Source organism: Burkholderia crassaminum, assembly GCF_964265005.1.
GTDB lineage: Bacteria > Pseudomonadota > Gammaproteobacteria > Burkholderiales > Burkholderiaceae > Burkholderia.
In genome coordinates this window covers 2,675,341-2,691,833 of record NZ_OZ183799.1, presented here as the reverse complement: position 1 = coordinate 2,691,833, position 16,493 = coordinate 2,675,341, and the positions used below count along the sequence as shown (strand labels likewise).

The 16,493-nt window shown below is 65.5% G+C and carries 17 protein-coding genes; 6 read left to right on the top strand and 11 right to left on the bottom strand.

Annotation, left to right across the window (positions count from 1 at the left end; all coding sequences use genetic code 11):
* Positions 1-9: 9 nt before the first annotated feature.
* From ACPTTF_RS12445 to ACPTTF_RS12405, 9 genes are all read right to left on the bottom strand, one after another.
* On the bottom strand, positions 10-591 hold the full coding sequence (locus tag ACPTTF_RS12445) for a TIGR00730 family Rossman fold protein (RefSeq protein WP_166960709.1): 582 nt from the start codon (positions 589-591) through the stop codon (positions 10-12).
* Positions 588-1,346 (bottom strand): TetR/AcrR family transcriptional regulator, encoded by a 759-nt coding sequence (locus ACPTTF_RS12440; RefSeq protein WP_423371329.1) that lies wholly within the window; start codon positions 1,344-1,346, stop codon positions 588-590. Before ACPTTF_RS12440 ends, ACPTTF_RS12445 begins: the two co-directional genes overlap by 4 nt.
* A 206-nt stretch (positions 1,347-1,552) precedes the next feature.
* Entirely contained in the window at positions 1,553-2,089 is a 537-nt protein-coding gene (locus ACPTTF_RS12435; RefSeq protein ID WP_011352720.1) for a diacylglycerol kinase, read from the bottom strand.
* A complete protein-coding gene (locus tag ACPTTF_RS12430; RefSeq protein WP_166960703.1) occupies positions 2,086-3,120 on the bottom strand; it encodes a glycosyltransferase family 4 protein in 1,035 nt (344 codons plus the stop codon). The genes ACPTTF_RS12435 and ACPTTF_RS12430 overlap by 4 nt, the downstream gene beginning before the upstream one ends.
* A 30-nt stretch (positions 3,121-3,150) precedes the next feature.
* Entirely contained in the window at positions 3,151-4,089 is a 939-nt protein-coding gene (locus tag ACPTTF_RS12425) for a UDP-2,3-diacylglucosamine diphosphatase (RefSeq protein ID WP_423371328.1), read from the bottom strand.
* A gap of 225 nt (positions 4,090-4,314) precedes the next feature.
* Complete coding sequence (locus ACPTTF_RS12420; RefSeq protein WP_166960700.1) at positions 4,315-4,821, bottom strand: RDD family protein; 507 nt, start codon at positions 4,819-4,821, stop codon at positions 4,315-4,317.
* A 6-nt stretch (positions 4,822-4,827) separates the two neighbouring features.
* The gene (locus ACPTTF_RS12415; protein WP_423371327.1) at positions 4,828-5,586 is read right to left on the bottom strand and encodes a DUF3106 domain-containing protein; all 759 of its coding nucleotides are present in this window, start codon (positions 5,584-5,586) and stop codon (positions 4,828-4,830) included.
* A 26-nt stretch (positions 5,587-5,612) separates the two neighbouring features.
* The gene (locus ACPTTF_RS12410; RefSeq protein WP_423371326.1) at positions 5,613-6,038 is read right to left on the bottom strand and encodes a DUF3619 family protein; all 426 of its coding nucleotides are present in this window, start codon (positions 6,036-6,038) and stop codon (positions 5,613-5,615) included.
* Positions 6,035-6,598 (bottom strand): RNA polymerase sigma factor, encoded by a 564-nt coding sequence (locus tag ACPTTF_RS12405; RefSeq protein ID WP_166960692.1) that lies wholly within the window; start codon positions 6,596-6,598, stop codon positions 6,035-6,037. The genes ACPTTF_RS12410 and ACPTTF_RS12405 overlap by 4 nt, the downstream gene beginning before the upstream one ends.
* Positions 6,599-6,953: 355 nt before the next feature.
* Between ACPTTF_RS12405 and ACPTTF_RS12400 the strand changes: the two genes are divergently transcribed.
* The 6 genes from ACPTTF_RS12400 to ACPTTF_RS12375 all read left to right on the top strand — a co-directional run bounded on the left by ACPTTF_RS12400 (position 6,954) and on the right by ACPTTF_RS12375 (position 13,951).
* Positions 6,954-8,717: an acetolactate synthase 3 catalytic subunit gene (locus ACPTTF_RS12400; protein WP_043188873.1), complete on the top strand. Its 1,764-nt coding sequence runs from the start codon at positions 6,954-6,956 to the stop codon at positions 8,715-8,717.
* A gap of 112 nt (positions 8,718-8,829) precedes the next feature.
* Positions 8,830-9,321: an acetolactate synthase small subunit gene (gene ilvN / locus ACPTTF_RS12395; protein WP_011352712.1), complete on the top strand. Its 492-nt coding sequence runs from the start codon at positions 8,830-8,832 to the stop codon at positions 9,319-9,321.
* A 94-nt stretch (positions 9,322-9,415) separates the two neighbouring features.
* Positions 9,416-10,432 (top strand): ketol-acid reductoisomerase, encoded by a 1,017-nt coding sequence (gene ilvC, locus ACPTTF_RS12390; RefSeq protein WP_014896490.1) that lies wholly within the window; start codon positions 9,416-9,418, stop codon positions 10,430-10,432.
* Between the two features lie 127 nt (positions 10,433-10,559).
* Positions 10,560-11,204: a phosphatidylserine decarboxylase gene (locus ACPTTF_RS12385; protein WP_011352710.1), complete on the top strand. Its 645-nt coding sequence runs from the start codon at positions 10,560-10,562 to the stop codon at positions 11,202-11,204.
* A gap of 15 nt (positions 11,205-11,219) precedes the next feature.
* Positions 11,220-12,092: a CDP-diacylglycerol--serine O-phosphatidyltransferase gene (gene pssA / locus ACPTTF_RS12380; RefSeq protein ID WP_423371325.1), complete on the top strand. Its 873-nt coding sequence runs from the start codon at positions 11,220-11,222 to the stop codon at positions 12,090-12,092.
* Between the two features lie 314 nt (positions 12,093-12,406).
* Complete coding sequence (locus ACPTTF_RS12375) at positions 12,407-13,951, top strand: 2-isopropylmalate synthase (protein WP_166960681.1); 1,545 nt, start codon at positions 12,407-12,409, stop codon at positions 13,949-13,951.
* Between the two features lie 70 nt (positions 13,952-14,021).
* On the opposite strand, the gene ACPTTF_RS12370 is transcribed toward ACPTTF_RS12375, so the two are convergent.
* Both ACPTTF_RS12370 and ACPTTF_RS12365 read right to left on the bottom strand, forming a co-directional pair.
* On the bottom strand, positions 14,022-15,572 hold the full coding sequence (locus ACPTTF_RS12370) for a SulP family inorganic anion transporter (RefSeq protein WP_423371324.1): 1,551 nt from the start codon (positions 15,570-15,572) through the stop codon (positions 14,022-14,024).
* Between the two features lie 38 nt (positions 15,573-15,610).
* On the bottom strand, positions 15,611-16,252 hold the full coding sequence (locus ACPTTF_RS12365) for a carbonic anhydrase (protein WP_423371323.1): 642 nt from the start codon (positions 16,250-16,252) through the stop codon (positions 15,611-15,613).
* Between the last annotated feature and the right edge of the window lie 241 nt (positions 16,253-16,493).

The following is a 16,493-nucleotide window of genomic DNA, read 5'->3' as shown; positions in this document are numbered from 1 at the left end:
CGGTGACGGTTACTTGGCTGCGTCGGGCGCCCACTTGTCATGGACGGGCGGCTGGTAGCGACGCAGTCGCTCGATCAGTTCGACGGGTTCCGATTCGACGCACAGTGCGTCGAAATAGGCCGGACGCATGAAGCCCTCGTCGACGGTATGGCGCAGCAGCGCGATCAGCGGATCGTAGAACGAATCGATGTTGTAGAGCGCGACCGGCTTGCGGTGATAGCCGAGCTGCGCCCACGTGTAGACCTCGAAGAGTTCCTCGAGCGTGCCGGCGCCGCCGGGCATCGCGACGAACGCGTCCGAGAGGTCGGCCATCATCTTCTTGCGGTGGTGCATGTCGGGCACGACGTGCAGTTCCGACAGCCCCGTATGGCCGACTTCCTTGTCGACGAGCAGTTCGGGGATCACGCCGACCGCACGGCCGCCGACGGCCATCACTTCGTCGGCGATCACGCCCATCAACCCGACACGGCCGCCGCCGTAGACGAGCGTGAGGCCCGCATCGACGAGCGCGCGGCCGAATGCGCGCGCGGCGTCGGCATAGACGGGCCGCACGCCGGACGACGAGCCGCAGTAAACACAAACTGCCTTCATTGCTTGGAATCCTTGGCGGGGGCCTGCCCGGTGATGACGGGGCTGTCGGCCGGGCGCGGCGAGCCGTCGCGCGGCGGCAGGTAGTCGGTGAACTGGCGCTTCGGCAGCTTGCCCGAGACCAGATCGTCGAACAGCTGGCGCGAACGGCCGCGCAGGTACGGTGCCATCACGGAGATCACGTGCATGCTGACCTGGTGAAGTTCCTCGCGGATCGCGTCCTGGTCGTTGTATTTGCGCGGGTGCATCACGTACTGATACGACAGCCAGTACGTCGAGATCACGGCCATGTTGGTCGCGATGACTTCGATCTCGGCAGGCGTCGCGACCATTTCCGCGTCGGACACGAGCAGCTCGCACATGTCGCGCGCGAAGCGCACCTTGTGGCTGATGATCTGCTTGAAGTGCGTCTCGAGCGTGCGATTGCGCGCGAGCAGGTCGTTGAGGTCGCGATACAGGAACCGGTAGGTCCACATGAAATCGGCCATGTACTGCAGGTACGACCAGGTTTCGTCGATCGTCGGACGATGATCGTCGGGGAAGCGCAGCCGCCGTTCGATCTGTTGTTCGAACTGCGCGAAGATGCTGTTGATGATGTCGTCCTTGTTGCGGAAATGGTAGTACAGGTTGCCTGGACTGATTTCCATTTCCTCGGCGATCGTCGTGGTCGTGACGTTCGGCTCGCCGATCTCGTTGAAGAGTTTCAACGACAACTCGAGAATCCGTTCGCGGGTGCGGCGGGGAGGTTTCGCTTCCATGTCGTCCGGCCCTGTGTGTGCCGGACTGGCGGGCGCTGCAATCGATGCTGCGTGATTCGTCCGGCGCGGGTTGCTGTTCTATGTCTAGCGGACGATTATAAACCGGGGTTTCGCCACATCGGGCGCATTTCGTGTACGCGGCCCCGCGCGGCGCATGGTGCAGCGCCGCACGCGGGCGGTGCTGCGGGTGTGCGTCGGGCAGCCGTCTAGAAGCCGAGCCAGCGTGCGACGACCGGTCCGAGCACGAAGCCCCATGTCGTCACGCATGCGAACAGTGCGACCGTCACGGCGGCGCTGCCGAGGTCCTTCGCGCGCTTGGAGAGTTCGTGGCGTTCGAGCGAGATGCGGTCGATCGCGGCCTCGACGCTCGAATTCAGCAGCTCGACGATCAGCACGAGCAGCACCGACGCGATCAGCAGTGCGCGCGATGCGGCCGGCACCGGTGCGAACGCGCCGATCGGGAGCATCAGCGCGGCGAGCGTGAGTTCCTGGCGAAACGCGCTCTCCTCGCGGATCGCGACGCGAAAGCCGTTCAGCGAATGCTTGAGGGCGTACCAGGCGCGCGTGATGCCGCGGTGGCGCTTGTACGGGTTCGGCGGCAGCGGCGCCAGCCGATCGTCGGGGCCGAGCGGCTCGTGCGCGTGCACATCCGCGTCGGCGTGCGGCTCTTCCTCGTCGAACGGCCGGTGCCGTTGCGGCGTTGCGTCGGGGGGCGGGGTCTTGTCGTTCAGGTCTCGTTTCAAACGGCGGCACCTTCTGCTGGCGAGTACGAGGTCTTCGGCAGCGGCTTCAGATGCGACGCGAACTGCTCGGATGCCGCGCGCCACGAGAAGCGTTCGGCCCATGCGCGCGCCGTCGTGCGTTCGATCTTCAGCGCCTCGAGGCAGGCTTCCTGCAGGTCCTCGTGCATCACGCCGGCGTCGCCTTCGCCGAGCACGTCGATCGGGCCCGTCACGGGATACGCGGCAACCGGCGTGCCGCAGGCGAGCGCCTCGAGCAGCACGAGGCCGAACGTGTCGGTGCGACTCGGGAACACGAACACGTCGGCCGCAGCATACACCTTCGCGAGCTCGGCCTGTGACAGCACACCGAGATAGTTTGCCTCCGGATAGCGCGACTTCAGTTCCGCGAGCGCGGGGCCTTCGCCCGCGACCCACTTCGAGCCGGGCAGGTCGAGGCGCAGGAACGCCTCGACATTCTTCTCGATCGCGACGCGGCCTACATAAAGGAAGATCGGCCGCGCGGTATTGAGCACCTTCGATTCCATCGGCCGGAACACGTCGAGATCGACGCCGCGGGTCCACAGCACGACGTTCGTGAAGCCGAATTTCTCGAGGTCCTGCTTGACGACCGGCGTCGGTGCCATCACCGCGAGCGACGGGCCGTGGAACCAGTGCAGGAAGCGGTAGGTGGCCGACAGCGGGATGCCGAAGCGCGCCTGCACGTATTCCGGAAAGCGCGTGTGATACGCGGTCGTGTACGGCAGCTTGCGCGAACGCGCGTAGCGCCGCGCGGCGAGGCCGAGCGGGCCTTCTGTCGCGATGTGCAGCGCGTCGGGTGCGAACGCATCGATCCGCGCGCGCAGCTTGCGGTACGGCAGGATCGACAGGCGAATCTCGGGGTAGGTCGGGCAGGGTATTGTGCGAAATTCCAGCGGCGTCAGCAGTTCGACGCGGTGGCCGAGCGCGGTGAGTTCGCGCGACGTGCTCTTCAGCGTGCGCACGACGCCGTTGACCTGCGGTTCCCACGCGTCGGTGACGATCATGATCTTCATCGCGGCTTGTGTCCTGTAAGTACGGTTATGTCAGGCAGTGGCCTTGGCCTTGCGCGACGTGGTCTCCGACGGTGCGGTGCGCATCACCGTCCAGTAGACGATCTTCAGTTCGCCTTCCATCGTTTCGACGAGCGCGGACAGGCTTTCGACCCAGTCGCCGTCGTTGCAGTACAGCACGCCGTCGATATCGCGGATCTCCGCCTTGTGGATGTGACCGCATACGACGCCGTCGCAGCCGCGGCGGCGCGCCTCGTCGGTCATCACGGTTTCGAACTGCGAGATGAAGTTGACCGCGTTCTTGACCTGGTGCTTCAGGTACTGCGACAGCGACCAGTACTGGAAGCCGAGCCGGCTGCGGATCCGGTTGAACCAGCGGTTCAGCACGAGGATCAGCGTGTACAGCGTGTCGCCGAGGTACGCGAGCCATTTCGCGTGCTGGATCACGCCGTCGAACAGGTCGCCGTGCACGATCCACAAACGTTTGCCCGCGAGCGTCGTGTGGAACGCCTCGCCGCGCACCTGGATGTCGCCGAACGCGAGATCGCAGAACTGCCGCGCGCCTTCGTCGTGGTTGCCGGGGATGTAGACGACCTGCGTCCCCTTGCGGGCCTTGCGCAGGATCTTCTGCACGACGTCGTTGTGCGCCTGCGGCCAGTACCAGCCCTTCTTCAGCTGCCAGCCGTCGATGACGTCGCCGACGAGGTACAGGTACTCCGAATCGTTGTGGCGCAGGAAGTCGAGCAGGTACGGTGCCTGGCAACCGCTCGAGCCGAGGTGAATGTCGGACAGCCAGATGGTGCGGTAGCGATGGGCTGACGAGTCGGGGTCGTCATGCTGCGTGGCGTGCCCGGCAGGCGGCTCTTGTGACACCAGCCCGTCGGTTGCGGCAGAACCGGACAGGAAGGCGGTGGCGGCGCGGGCGCCGATGGGGTGACGGAACAGGGAGGTCGCGGACGTTTTCTGGCCCATGCATGACTCGCGCCGGTTGACATTACCGGCATTCCGCCATGCGGGCGTGACTGTGCCATGACAGTCACGAGACGTTCTTATTACGACCGCTGCAAGGTGTTTAGCAGTGAACGACGGGACGTTGTGTAACTTGCCGTACGGAACGTCCGGCGCTTGTCCGGCAAGGCTGTCGGGCCGGACGGGAGCCGCGTCGGCGAGGTGCTTTCGTCTGGTGAATGCGGCGCGTCAGCGTGGCATCGCGACGACGCGCGTGCGTGCGATCCGGTCGTGCGGAAACTGGCGGTCGGCATGCAGCCGGGCGGCGCCGGCCCACGCGACGATCCACGCGGCGGTGAGCGCGAGCGTGACGGGTACCGACAGGCCGAGGAGCGGATGCAGCGCGAGCGGCGGCAGGAACCACAGCCAGCCGAGTGCGTAGCGGACGAGCGCGTGGCCCGCGCTCAGCGGCCGGCCGCTCGACGATTCGAGCCGCAGCCGCCATGTCTTCATCGGCAGCGTCTGGCCGCCATGGGTCCAGAACCAGACGAAGTACGCGCCGACCACGAGCGTGATCCACGCGGCGAGCAGGTTGTGATGGACGAGGCCGTTGCGTTGCTGCATCGCGAGGCTGAACGCGAGCCCGGCGAAGAACACCACGCCGAACAGGAGCACGCCTTCGTAGAGCAGCGCGGCGAGACGCCGCCGCACGGACGGCGCGGCGGCCGGGGTTTCGGGGGCGCGGGCGTTCGCCACGGCCGCTCAGGAGCCCTTGAACAGCGAGGGTGCGTCGGCGGGCGACACCGGCGCCACGGCGGCCGGCGCGGATGCGGTGCCGGCCGTCGACGACGCGGGCACGGGCGGCGTGACGGCGGCCGAGACGGGTGCCGGCGCGGTGGCCGCGCCGCTTGCGGGGTGCTCGTGCGAATTGACGAGGCGGCGGACGTCACGGTCGGCGACGGTCGGCGGCGCGCTGACGACACTCGGCCGGCGGCGGCGCTCGGCGGCCGCGAGACGTTCCTTCTGCTCTTCGGGGAGTTGCTGGTACGCCTTCCAGGCGCGCTCGCGCGCCTGCGCGGAAAGCTCCTTCGCGCTCTGGTAATTCTCGCGCGCGACGCGGCGCTGCTCGGGTGTCATCCGCGCCCATTCGGTCATCCGGTCCTGCAGGCGCTTTTGATCATCGGGCGTCAATTTCGCGAAACGCGATGCGATCTTCAGCCATTTTCGCTTGCGCGCGTCGCTGAAGCCATCCCACTGGTCGGCGAACGGCGCGAGTGCCGCGTGTTGCGCCGGCGTGAGACGCGCCCACGACAGCGGGCCGGTAGCGGCCGGCAGCGGCAGGGGCAGTGGGGGCAGGTCGGTGCTCAACCCGGTCGCGGCCGATGCGGCCGTGGCAGGGCTGCTGGCCGCGGCGGTGGTCGTCGCGGGGGCCGGGTGGAATCGTGGATACGTGGCGACGTAGGAAACGGCGATCGCGATTACGCATCCGAAAAATACGGCCAGGCCGCGCTTCTGACTCACCCGTGCGATCCCCTCGTTATTGTCTGTTAGTGAGCGCGCGACAGATACGCGTTGAACCCGTGATCGAGATACGCGTTGAGCGGCAGGTCGTCGCTGAGCATCGCCGCGTCGATGTCGGCGAGCTCGGCGGTGCGCTGCATGTCTTCCCAGTAGGCGATGCCGACGAGCCCCGCGAGCAGCAGTGCCAGCGGCCACGCGCGCAGCAGGCGGCGCGCGAACGACGCCTGCGGGCGGCTCGCGGGCGCCATGCCGTACGCACCGGCCGCGCCGGCGAAGGCCGGCACGAACACCGGCACGGTCGCGGCTTCGGGCTTCTTGCGCGCGAGCGCAGCCCGGCGGGCGACGGCCAGACGGTCGGTGGTCGCGGCAGGCAGGTCGGCCGCGCGCTCGTCCAGCGCGCGGCGCACCTTCAGCGCGAATTCGTGTTCTCGATTTACGGGAGCGGAGCTCATAGCGTGATTCCTTTGGCCTTGAGCGCTTGCGCCAGGGTGTGGGTGGCTCGTGAGCAGTGCGTCTTGACGCTGCCCTCGGAGCACCCCATTGCGGCGGCAGTCTCGGCGACATCCATATCTTCCCAATAACGCATCAGGAACGCTTCCCGTTGACGCGCCGGAAGTTTCTGGATTTCTTCGTCGATCAGGGCCAGAACCTGCTCTCGTTCGAGGCGGTGCTCGCTGCTCTCGACGCCCGCGTTGTCGTTCGCGGATTCGAGTGTTTCGAGCGGGTCGAAGTCGTCGTCGTCGGTGTTGTTCAGCGACGAGAAGAGCGTGACCCACGTGTTGCGGACTTTCTGCCGGCGAAACCAGTCGTGGATCGCGTTCTGCAGGATTCGCTGAAAAAGCAGCGGCAATTCGGCCGCCGGCCGGTCGCCGTACTTCTCTGCAAGCTTGATCATCGCGTCCTGCACGATGTCGAGCGACGCATCGTCGTCACGCACGGCGTACGCAGCCTGCTTGAACGCGCGCCTTTCGACGCCCGCCAGAAAGTCGGCGAGTTCCTTGTCTGATGCCATTCCGTGAAGGTATGCGCTGCGGACCGCTGCGTGGTGTAAAAGGTCGAAAAATTTCGTAAAACCCGCGGATGCTATCAAATTTTCGTGCCGCTTGGCACCGGGTTGGGCGCCGCGCGTTGCGCGCGAGCCGCGGCGGCGGGGTGCCGGGCGGCGCCCATGATGCGCTGCGGGATATTTTGCTTGACGACCCATTCGCGACCCGCTATCGTCAATGATTCGCAACATGAAGTGATGGTCTCATTTGAGGCTGGCCCAAGAAGCCTGCCCTTCAAACTGGACGCGCCGCTTGAACCCGAGCCACAAGCCCGGCAGAGAGCACCCGATCAATTTTTTGCCGAAAATTCGAAAGGTCAAAATGAACATGCCCAGCGCGGAATTCTCCACGTCGGAACCCCTTTCCCCTCCCGATAGCGACTCCATCGGCGGCACCGTGCTCATGAAGGCACTGGCCGATGAAAACGTCGAATTCATCTGGGGCTACCCCGGCGGCTCGGTACTCTACATCTACGACGAGCTTTACAAGCAGGACAAGATTCAGCACGTGCTGGTGCGCCATGAACAGGCAGCCGTGCACGCAGCCGATGCGTATGCGCGTTCCACCGGCAATGTCGGCGTCTGCCTCGTGACGTCGGGCCCCGGCGTCACCAACGCGGTGACCGGCATCGCAACGGCGTACATGGATTCGATCCCGATGGTCGTGATCAGCGGCCAGGTGCCGACTGCCGCGATCGGCCAGGACGCTTTCCAGGAGTGCGACACCGTCGGCATCACGCGTCCGTGCGTGAAGCACAACTTCCTCGTGAAGGACGTGCGCGACCTCGCGGAAACCGTCAAGAAGGCGTTCTACATCGCCCGCACCGGCCGTCCGGGCCCCGTGCTGATCGACATCCCGAAGGACATCTCGAAGACGCCGTGCCAGTACGAGCCGGTCAAGAGCGTGTCGCTGCGTTCGTACAACCCGGTCACGAAGGGCCATTCGGGCCAGATCCGCAAGGCCGTGTCGCTGCTGTTGACGGCAAAGCGCCCGTACATCTACACGGGCGGCGGCATCATCCTCGCCGACGCGTCGCGCGAACTGAACCAGTTCGCGGATCTGCTCGGCTATCCGGTCACGAACACGCTGATGGGCCTTGGCGGCTATCGCGCATCGGACAAGAAATTCCTCGGCATGCTCGGCATGCACGGCACCTACGAAGCGAACATGGCGATGCAGCACTGCGACGTGCTGATCGCGATCGGTGCCCGCTTCGACGACCGCGTGATCGGCGATCCGGCGCACTTCGCGTCGCGTCCGCGCAAGATCATCCACATCGACATCGACCCGTCGTCGATCTCGAAGCGTGTGAAGGTCGACATCCCGATCGTCGGCGACGTGAAGGAAGTGCTGAAGGAGCTGATCGAGCAGCTGCAGACGGCCGAGCATGGCCCCGACACCGAGGCGCTCGCGCAATGGTGGAAGGACATCGAGGGCTGGCGCTCGAAGGACTGCCTGAAATACGACCGCGAAAGCGAGATCATCAAGCCGCAGTACGTGGTCGAGAAAGCGTGGGAGCTGACGGACGGCAATGCGTTCGTGTGCTCGGACGTCGGCCAGCACCAGATGTGGGCGGCGCAGTTCTACCGTTTCAACAAGCCGCGTCGCTGGATCAATTCCGGCGGCCTCGGCACCATGGGCTTCGGCCTGCCGGCAGCGATGGGCGTCAAGATGGCGCACCCGGACGACGACGTGCTGTGCATCACGGGCGAAGGCTCGATCCAGATGTGCATCCAGGAACTGTCGACCTGCCTGCAGTACGACACGCCCGTGAAGATCATTTCGCTGAACAACCGCTATCTCGGCATGGTTCGCCAGTGGCAGCAGATCGAATACAGCAAGCGCTATTCGCATTCGTACATGGATGCGCTGCCCGATTTCGTGAAGCTCGCCGAAGCGTACGGCCATGTCGGCATGCGGATCGAAAAGACTTCGGATGTGGAGCCGGCGCTGAAGGAAGCGCTGCGCCTGAAGGACCGCACCGTGTTTCTCGACTTCCAGACCGATCCGACCGAAAACGTCTGGCCGATGGTCCAGGCCGGCAAGGGCATCACCGAGATGCTGCTCGGATCGGAAGATCTGTAACGGCGCGACGCGCGCCTGAGCCCGATGCGGCCGCCTTCACGAAGGGCGGTGCGGCACGCGGCGGCGCGCGGCGCGAGTGAATCGACACGGACACATTCTGGAAGAAGCGAACATGAGACACATCATTTCCGTCCTGCTGGAGAACGAACCGGGCGCGCTGTCGCGCGTGGTCGGTCTGTTTTCCGCACGCGGCTACAACATCGAAACCTTGACGGTGGCGCCGACCGAAGACCAATCGCTGTCGCGGCTCACCATCGTTTCCATTGGCTCCGACGACGTGATCGAACAGATCACGAAGCATCTGAACCGCCTGATCGAGGTGGTGAAAGTGGTGGACCTGACCGACGGTGCACACATCGAACGCGAGCTGATGCTGATCAAGGTACGTGCAGTGGGCAAGGAGCGCGAAGAAATGAAGCGGATGGCGGACATTTTCCGCGGCCGCATCATCGACGTGACCGAAAAGACCTACACGATCGAATTGACGGGCGCGAGCGACAAGCTCGACGCATTCATCCAGGGGCTGGACGCGGGCGCGATCCTGGAGACCGTGCGCACCGGCAGCTCCGGCATCGGACGCGGCGAGCGCATCCTGAAGGTGTGATGCCGGCAGGCACGCCGGGTGCGCCGTCATGTCCCGGCCCGTAGTACTCCATCCGAACGAATTGTTGAATTTTTGAATTAGCGAAGGAACCATCATGAACGTTTTCTACGACAAAGACGCTGACCTCTCCCTCATCAAGGGCAAGCAAGTCACGATCATCGGCTACGGCTCGCAAGGCCATGCACACGCGCTGAACCTGAAGGACAGCGGCGTGAACGTGACGGTCGGCCTGCGCAAGGGCGGCGCGTCGTGGAGCAAGGCCGAAAACGCCGGCCTGTCGGTCAAGGAAGTCGCGGAAGCGGTGAAGGGCGCCGACGTCGTGATGATGCTGCTGCCGGACGAGCAGATCGCCGACGTGTACGCGAAGGAAGTGCACGAGAACATCAAGCAGGGCGCGGCGCTGGCATTCGCACACGGCTTCAACGTCCACTACGGCGCGGTGATCCCGCGCGCCGACCTCGACGTGATCATGATCGCGCCGAAGGCACCGGGCCACACCGTGCGCGGCACGTACTCGCAAGGTGGCGGCGTGCCGCACCTGATCGCGGTTGCGCAGAACAAGTCGGGCGCGGCACGCGACATCGCGCTGTCGTACGCTGCGGCGAACGGCGGCGGCCGTGCAGGCATCATCGAGACGAACTTCCGTGAAGAAACCGAAACCGACCTGTTCGGCGAGCAGGCCGTGCTGTGCGGCGGCACGGTCGAGCTGATCAAGGCTGGCTTCGAGACGCTGGTCGAGGCAGGTTACGCGCCGGAAATGGCGTACTTCGAGTGCCTGCACGAACTGAAGCTGATCGTCGATCTGATCTACGAAGGCGGCATCGCGAACATGAACTACTCGATCTCGAACAACGCCGAGTACGGCGAGTACGTGACGGGCCCGCGCGTCGTCACGGAAGAGACGAAGAAGGCGATGAAGCAGTGCCTGACCGACATCCAGACGGGCGAGTACGCGAAGAGCTTCATTCTCGAGAACAAGGCAGGCGCACCGACGCTGCAGTCGCGCCGTCGCCTGACGGCCGAGCACCAGATCGAACAGGTCGGTGCGAAGCTGCGTGCGATGATGCCGTGGATCGCGAAGAACAAGCTCGTCGACCAGACGAAGAACTAAGCACCGCGTGCTGTTCCGGCCCCTCGAATAGAGGGCCGGTACCAAAAAGCCGCCCGAAGGCAGCAGTGCCCCGGGCGGCTTTTGTTATGCTACGGGCTTTGCAATTCACCGAACACAGAACGAATCCATGAACTATCCTCATCCGATCATCGCGCGCGAAGGCTGGCCGTTTATCGCGATTGCAGCCGTCATCGCGTTGTTGATCCATGCCGTCGGGGGCTTCGGCTTCGCGTGGCCGTTCTGGCTGCTGCTCGTCTTCGTCGTCCAGTTCTTCCGTGATCCGCAGCGCCCGATCCCGGCGCAGCCGAACGCGGTGCTGTGCCCGGCCGACGGCCGCATCGTTGCGGTCGAGACCGCGCAGGACCCGTACGCGAACCGCGAGGCGCTGAAGATCAGCGTGTTCATGAATGTCTTCAACGTCCATTCGCAGCGTTCGCCGGTCGATGGCGCGATCTCGAAGGTCGAGTATTTCCCGGGCGCGTTCCTGAACGCGGCGATCGACAAGGCGTCGACCGAGAACGAGCGTAATGCGGTCGTGATCCAGACGGCGAGCGGCAAGACCGTTACCGCCGTGCAGATCGCCGGCCTCGTCGCCCGCCGGATTCTCTGCTACGTGCGCGCCGGCGAACCGCTGTCGCGCGGCCAGCGCTACGGTTTCATCCGCTTCGGCTCGCGCGTCGACGTGTACCTGCCGCTCGGCAGCCGCGCGAAGGTGTCGATCGGCGAGAAAGTCTACGCGTCGTCGACGATCCTCGCCGAACTCGAACAGTAAGCGGCGAGGCGCACGATGGCCGCATTCAAATCGCGTCGGCCGCGCAACGGCGCCGGCCAGACGCCACGCCCGTTCCGCCGCAACAAGGTGATGGCATCGGATCCGGTGCCCATCGAGAGCCGCCGCGCCGCGCGCCAGCGGTTCCTGAAGACGCGCGGCATCTACCTGCTGCCTAACGCGTTCACCACCGCCGCGCTGTTCTGCGGCTTCTTCGCGGTCGTGCAGGCGATGAACGTGCGCTTCGAGATCGCCGCGATCGCGATTTTCGTCGCGATGGTGCTCGACGGGATGGACGGGCGCGTCGCCCGCATGACGCATACGCAGAGCGCGTTCGGCGAGCAGTTCGACAGCCTGTCGGACATGGTGTCGTTCGGCGTCGCGCCCGCGCTCGTGATGTACGAGTGGGTGCTGAAGGATCTCGGCCGCTGGGGCTGGCTCGCCGCGTTCGTCTATTGCTCGGGCGCCGCGCTGCGCCTCGCGCGCTTCAACACGAACATCGGCGTCGTCGACAAGCGCTTCTTCCAGGGGCTGCCTAGCCCGGCCGCCGCCGCGCTGATCGCGGGCTTCGTGTGGCTCGCCACCGACAACCGCGTGCCGATGAAGCTCGGCTGGCTGCCGTGGGTCGCGTTTGTGCTGACGATCTACGCGGGCGTGACGATGGTGTCGAACGCGCCGTTCTACAGCGGCAAGGCGCTCGACGTGCGGCACCGCGTGCCGTTCGCGGCGATCCTGCTGGTCGTCGTCGCGTTCGTGCTCGTGTCGTCCGACCCACCGCTGATGCTGTTCTGCCTGTTCGTGCTGTACGGGCTGTCCGGCTACGTGTTCTGGGCCTACATGGCCATCCGCGGGCGCGCGAACCCGGCGCGCTCGTCGCAGCGCGACCACTGACGCGCGTTTTATGCCCGGAAACGGCGGCCTCGGGCCGCCGTTTTCATTTGTCCCTGGTTCGACCCGGGCCGCCGGAAACCCCGGGTGCCGTCCGATTGCGCACCCAACGGAATGCCGCTATAGTCTTCGGCATGACTGCATTTCCCCGCCTCTCCCTCCTTCTAGCCGGTGCGCCGCTACGCGCGCTAGCGTTGGCGCGCCTGCCGCGCTGACCGTTCTCGCCCCCCGTCAAGCTTCGTCTGTTGTTGAGCGTCGCCAGCGGTGGCGCGATCTCATTACGTTTGACTTCCGTATAAAGAGCCCTGGAGCCCCCCATGACAGACAAGCTGATCATTTTCGATACGACGTTGCGTGACGGCGAACAATCGCCCGGCGCGTCGATGACGAAGGAAGAGAAAATCCGCATCGCGAAGCATCTCGAGCGGATGAAGGTCGACGTGATCGAAGCCGGCTTCGCGGCCAGCTCGAACGGCGATTTCGACGCGATCCACACGATCGCCGGTCTCGTGAAGGACAGCACGATCTGCTCGCTGGCCCGTGCCAACGACAAGGACATCCAGCGCGCGGCCGACGCGCTGAAGCCGGCCGAGAGCTTCCGGATCCACACGTTCATCGCGACGTCGCCGCTGCACATGGAAAAGAAGCTGCGGATGACGCCCGACCAGGTGTTCGAGCAGGCGCGCCTCGCGGTGCGCTTCGCGCGCAAGTTCACCGACAACGTCGAATTCTCGCCGGAAGACGGCAGCCGCTCCGATCTGGATTTCCTCTGCCGCGTGCTGGAAGCCGTGATCGCGGAAGGCGCGACGACGATCAACATCGCCGACACGGTCGGCTACGGCGTGCCGGAGCTCTACGGCAACCTCGTGAAGACGCTGCGCGAACGCATTCCGAACTCGGACAAGGCGATTTTCTCGGTGCACTGCCATAACGACCTCGGGATGGCCGTCGCGAACTCGCTCGCCGGCGTGAAGATCGGCGGCGCGCGTCAGATCGAATGCACGATCAACGGTCTCGGCGAGCGCGCGGGCAACACGTCGCTCGAGGAAATCGTGATGGCCGTGAAGACGCGCAAGGACTATTTCGGCCTCGACGTCGGCATCGACACGACGCAGATCGTGCCGACGTCGAAGCTCGTGTCGCAGATCACCGGTTTCGTCGTGCAGCCGAACAAGGCGGTGGTCGGCGCGAACGCGTTCGCGCATGCGTCGGGCATCCACCAGGACGGCGTGCTGAAGGCGCGCGACACCTACGAGATCATGCGCGCGGAAGACGTGGGCTGGACCGCGAACAAGATCGTGCTCGGCAAGCTGTCGGGCCGTAACGCATTCAAGCAGCGTCTGCAGGAGCTCGGCGTGTCGCTCGACAGCGAAGGCGAACTGAACGCGGCGTTCATGCGTTTCAAGGATCTGGCCGACCGCAAGTCCGAGATCTTCGACGAGGACATCATCGCGATCGTGTCCGAGGAGTCGGCGCTCGCACATGAGCAGGAGCATTACAAGTTCGTGTCGCTGTCGCAGCACTCGGAAACGGGCGAGCAGCCGCACGCGAAGGTCGTGTTCGGGGTCGAGGGCAAGGAAGTGACCGGGGAGTCGCGCGGCAACGGTCCGGTCGATGCGACGTTCAATGCGATCGAGAGCGAAGTCGGCAGCGGTTCCGAGCTGCTGCTGTACTCGGTGAACGCGATCACGACCGGTACGCAGGCGCAGGGTGAAGTGACGGTCCGGCTGTCGAAGAGCGGGCGGATCGTCAACGGCGTCGGCACCGATCCGGACATCGTCGCCGCGTCCGCGAAGGCGTACATCTCCGCGCTGAACAAGCTGCATTCGAAGGACGACAAGCTCAACCCGCAGCGCTCATAAGCGCCGCGCGCTACGCATCACCGAAACGCCCCGCGCGGCCCTGCCGCCGGGGCGTTTTTTCATGCACCGCTCATTCGGCGGCCGGCGCGCGGAACATCCAGCGGCGGGCGGCCGGGCGGGGCGCCGGGCTGCGTCGGCGGAACTCGACCGTGATTCCGCGCCGCGGCGCATCGGTGACGAACGCGTCGAGCAGTTCGAGCACGTCGTGATCGATGTAGTCGGCGCGTGTCGCGTCGATGATCACTGCGGCCCGGTCCGGAATGTGCCGCAGGTGATGCTTGACCTGCACCTTGCCGAGAAACGATACGTCCTTGCGGAACGACAGCAGGTAGTGGTCGTCGTGCTGCGCGAGCGTGACAGGGCTTTTCAGGTTCGCGACGGCGACTGCCAGCACACTGCACGCGAGGCCGAGCGCGATGCCGAACAGCAGGTCGACCGCGAGCACGCCGGCGATCGTCGCGGCGAACGGCACGAACGCGGCCGGCCCCTGTTTCATCACCGAGCGGAACAGCGCCGGTTTCGCAAGCTTGAAGCCGGTGTGGATCAGGATCGCGGCCAGGCTCGCGAGCGGGATCAGGTTGATCAGGCCGGTGAGCGCGAACACGCTCGCGAGCAGCAGCATCCCGTGCACGATCGCCGACATCCGGCTTTGCGCGCCCGCGTTGACATTCACCGAGCTGCGCACGATCACCGACGTGATCGGCAGCCCGCCGAACGCACCCGCGACGAGATTGCCGACGCCCTGCGCCTTGAGCTCGCGGTCGGGCTGGGTCGGCCGGCGCTTCGGATCGATCTGCTCGACGGCTTCGAGGCTCAGCAGGGTCTCGAGGCTCGCGACGACTGCGAGCGTGATCGCGACGCGCCACACGTCCGGATTGACGAGCTGCGCGAAGTTCGGGCCGAGTTCCGCATGCTTGAGCGATGCCGCGAAGGCCGCGAACGATCCGAGTTCCGGCAGCGTCACGCGATGGGCGGCGCCCGGCGCAACGGCCGGCGCGACGAAGCCCAGCACGAGCGTCGCGCCGATCCCGAGCACGACGACCGCGAGCGGCGCCGGTACCGAGCGCACCAGCGCGAAGCGGCGCAGTGCAGGCGTGTCCCACGCGATCAGCAGCGCGAGCGACGCTAGCGCGATGGCCGTGGCGGCCCATGCAACCGGCAGGCCCGACCAGTTCGCAAACGATTGCGCGGCCGAGCCGCCGATACCGAACGCGAACGGAATCTGCTTCACGATCAGCAGCAGGCCGATCGCGGCGAGCATGCCCTTGATGACGGGTGACGGCACATAGGCGGCGAAGCGGCCGGCGCGCAGCATGCCGAACCCGAACTGCAGCACGCCGGACAGCAGCACCGCGAGCAGGAACGCGGAGAAGCTGCCGAGTTGTGCGATTCCTTCGACGACGATCACGACGAGGCCGGCGGCCGGCCCGCTGACGGACAGCGACGACCCGCTCAGCAGCGCGACGACGATGCCGCCGACGATGCCGGACACGAGCCCGGCAAACGGTTCGACGCCGGATGCATTGGCGATGCCGAGACACAGCGGCAGCGCGACGAGGAAAACGACGACGCCGGCGACGATGTCGCGCGGCAGGGTGGACAGGCGCTCGTTCAGTTTCATGGTTGGGGCGATTTCATTGGCTTTGGGGGCGGGGGATGTCAGCCGAGCGCGCCGGCCGTCGTGGCCTGCACGGGTTCGACGTCGACGGGCGGCGTGGTGTAGCCGGAATCGAGTTCCTGCAGGCGGCCGTCGGCGAGCGAAAAGATCCAGCCGTGCACGAGCGGCGGCCGTTCGCGGCCCCGCACGATCGGGGACGCGCGCAGCAGTCGTACCTGTTCGAGCACGTTGAGTTCGGCGAGGCGGTCGGCGGCGGCCGTGTCGTCGAGCCCGTCCAGCGCGTCGCGATGGCGCCGCGCGAGCGCGCACAGCGGCGCGATGCGGCGTGCGACGTGCGGCAGGTCGGACGGCGGCGGCAGCAGCGACGCGCGTACGCCGCCGCACCCGTAATGCCCGCACACGATCACGTGGTCGACCTGCAGCACACGCACCGCGTACTCGAGCACGCTGGCGGAGTTGTCGTCGTCGGGATGGAACAGGTTCGCGATGTTGCGATGGACGAACAACTCGCCGGGTGCGCAGTGTGTGATGGTTTCGGCCGGCACGCGGCTGTCGGCGCAGCCGATCCACAGCACACGCGGATTCTGGCCGCGCGCGAGCGCGTCGAAGAAGCCGGGCGTGTGTTCACGCGTTTCGCGGGCCCAGGCGATGTTGGCAACCAGCATGCTCTTGGGGCGATTCATGAGGACTCCTTTGTGATAAAGGCAAATGGATATCGGCGGTAATGACGCAATCGTATTCTTTCTAAATTGAAAGGTTGAATTTCGACTGATATTAGGGGTATGCCCTAGCGCTTCGGGGGTGTTGAAACAATTTGTTTCAAATTGGTTTGGCGTAGTGCATTGCATGCACCAATCCACTGCATGACATGCACCGCGCGTGCCTGTTTCCACGCGAAGGCCCGTATGACGGGGATGTCAGCGG

Bases quoted from the DNA above. Each gene is read 5' to 3' on its own strand.
- ACPTTF_RS12430 (WP_166960703.1), bottom strand. From the start codon at position 3,120: ATGAAGATCATGATCGTCACCGACGCGTGGGAACCGCAGGTCAACGGC.
- ACPTTF_RS12400 (WP_043188873.1), top strand. From the start codon at position 6,954: ATGAACATGCCCAGCGCGGAATTCTCCACGTCGGAACCCCTTTCCCCT.
- pssA (WP_423371325.1), top strand. From the start codon at position 11,220: ATGGCCGCATTCAAATCGCGTCGGCCGCGCAACGGCGCCGGCCAGACG.
- ACPTTF_RS12410 (WP_423371326.1), bottom strand. From the start codon at position 6,038: ATGAGCTCCGCTCCCGTAAATCGAGAACACGAATTCGCGCTGAAGGTG.
- ilvN (WP_011352712.1), top strand. From the start codon at position 8,830: ATGAGACACATCATTTCCGTCCTGCTGGAGAACGAACCGGGCGCGCTG.
- ACPTTF_RS12425 (WP_423371328.1), bottom strand. From the start codon at position 4,089: ATGGGCCAGAAAACGTCCGCGACCTCCCTGTTCCGTCACCCCATCGGC.
- ACPTTF_RS12385 (WP_011352710.1), top strand. From the start codon at position 10,560: ATGAACTATCCTCATCCGATCATCGCGCGCGAAGGCTGGCCGTTTATC.
- ilvC (WP_014896490.1), top strand. From the start codon at position 9,416: ATGAACGTTTTCTACGACAAAGACGCTGACCTCTCCCTCATCAAGGGC.
- ACPTTF_RS12440 (WP_423371329.1), bottom strand. From the start codon at position 1,346: ATGGAAGCGAAACCTCCCCGCCGCACCCGCGAACGGATTCTCGAGTTG.
- ACPTTF_RS12445 (WP_166960709.1), bottom strand. From the start codon at position 591: ATGAAGGCAGTTTGTGTTTACTGCGGCTCGTCGTCCGGCGTGCGGCCC.
- ACPTTF_RS12375 (WP_166960681.1), top strand. From the start codon at position 12,407: ATGACAGACAAGCTGATCATTTTCGATACGACGTTGCGTGACGGCGAA.
- ACPTTF_RS12405 (WP_166960692.1), bottom strand. From the start codon at position 6,598: ATGGCATCAGACAAGGAACTCGCCGACTTTCTGGCGGGCGTCGAAAGG.
- ACPTTF_RS12370 (WP_423371324.1), bottom strand. From the start codon at position 15,572: ATGAAACTGAACGAGCGCCTGTCCACCCTGCCGCGCGACATCGTCGCC.
- ACPTTF_RS12365 (WP_423371323.1), bottom strand. From the start codon at position 16,252: ATGAATCGCCCCAAGAGCATGCTGGTTGCCAACATCGCCTGGGCCCGC.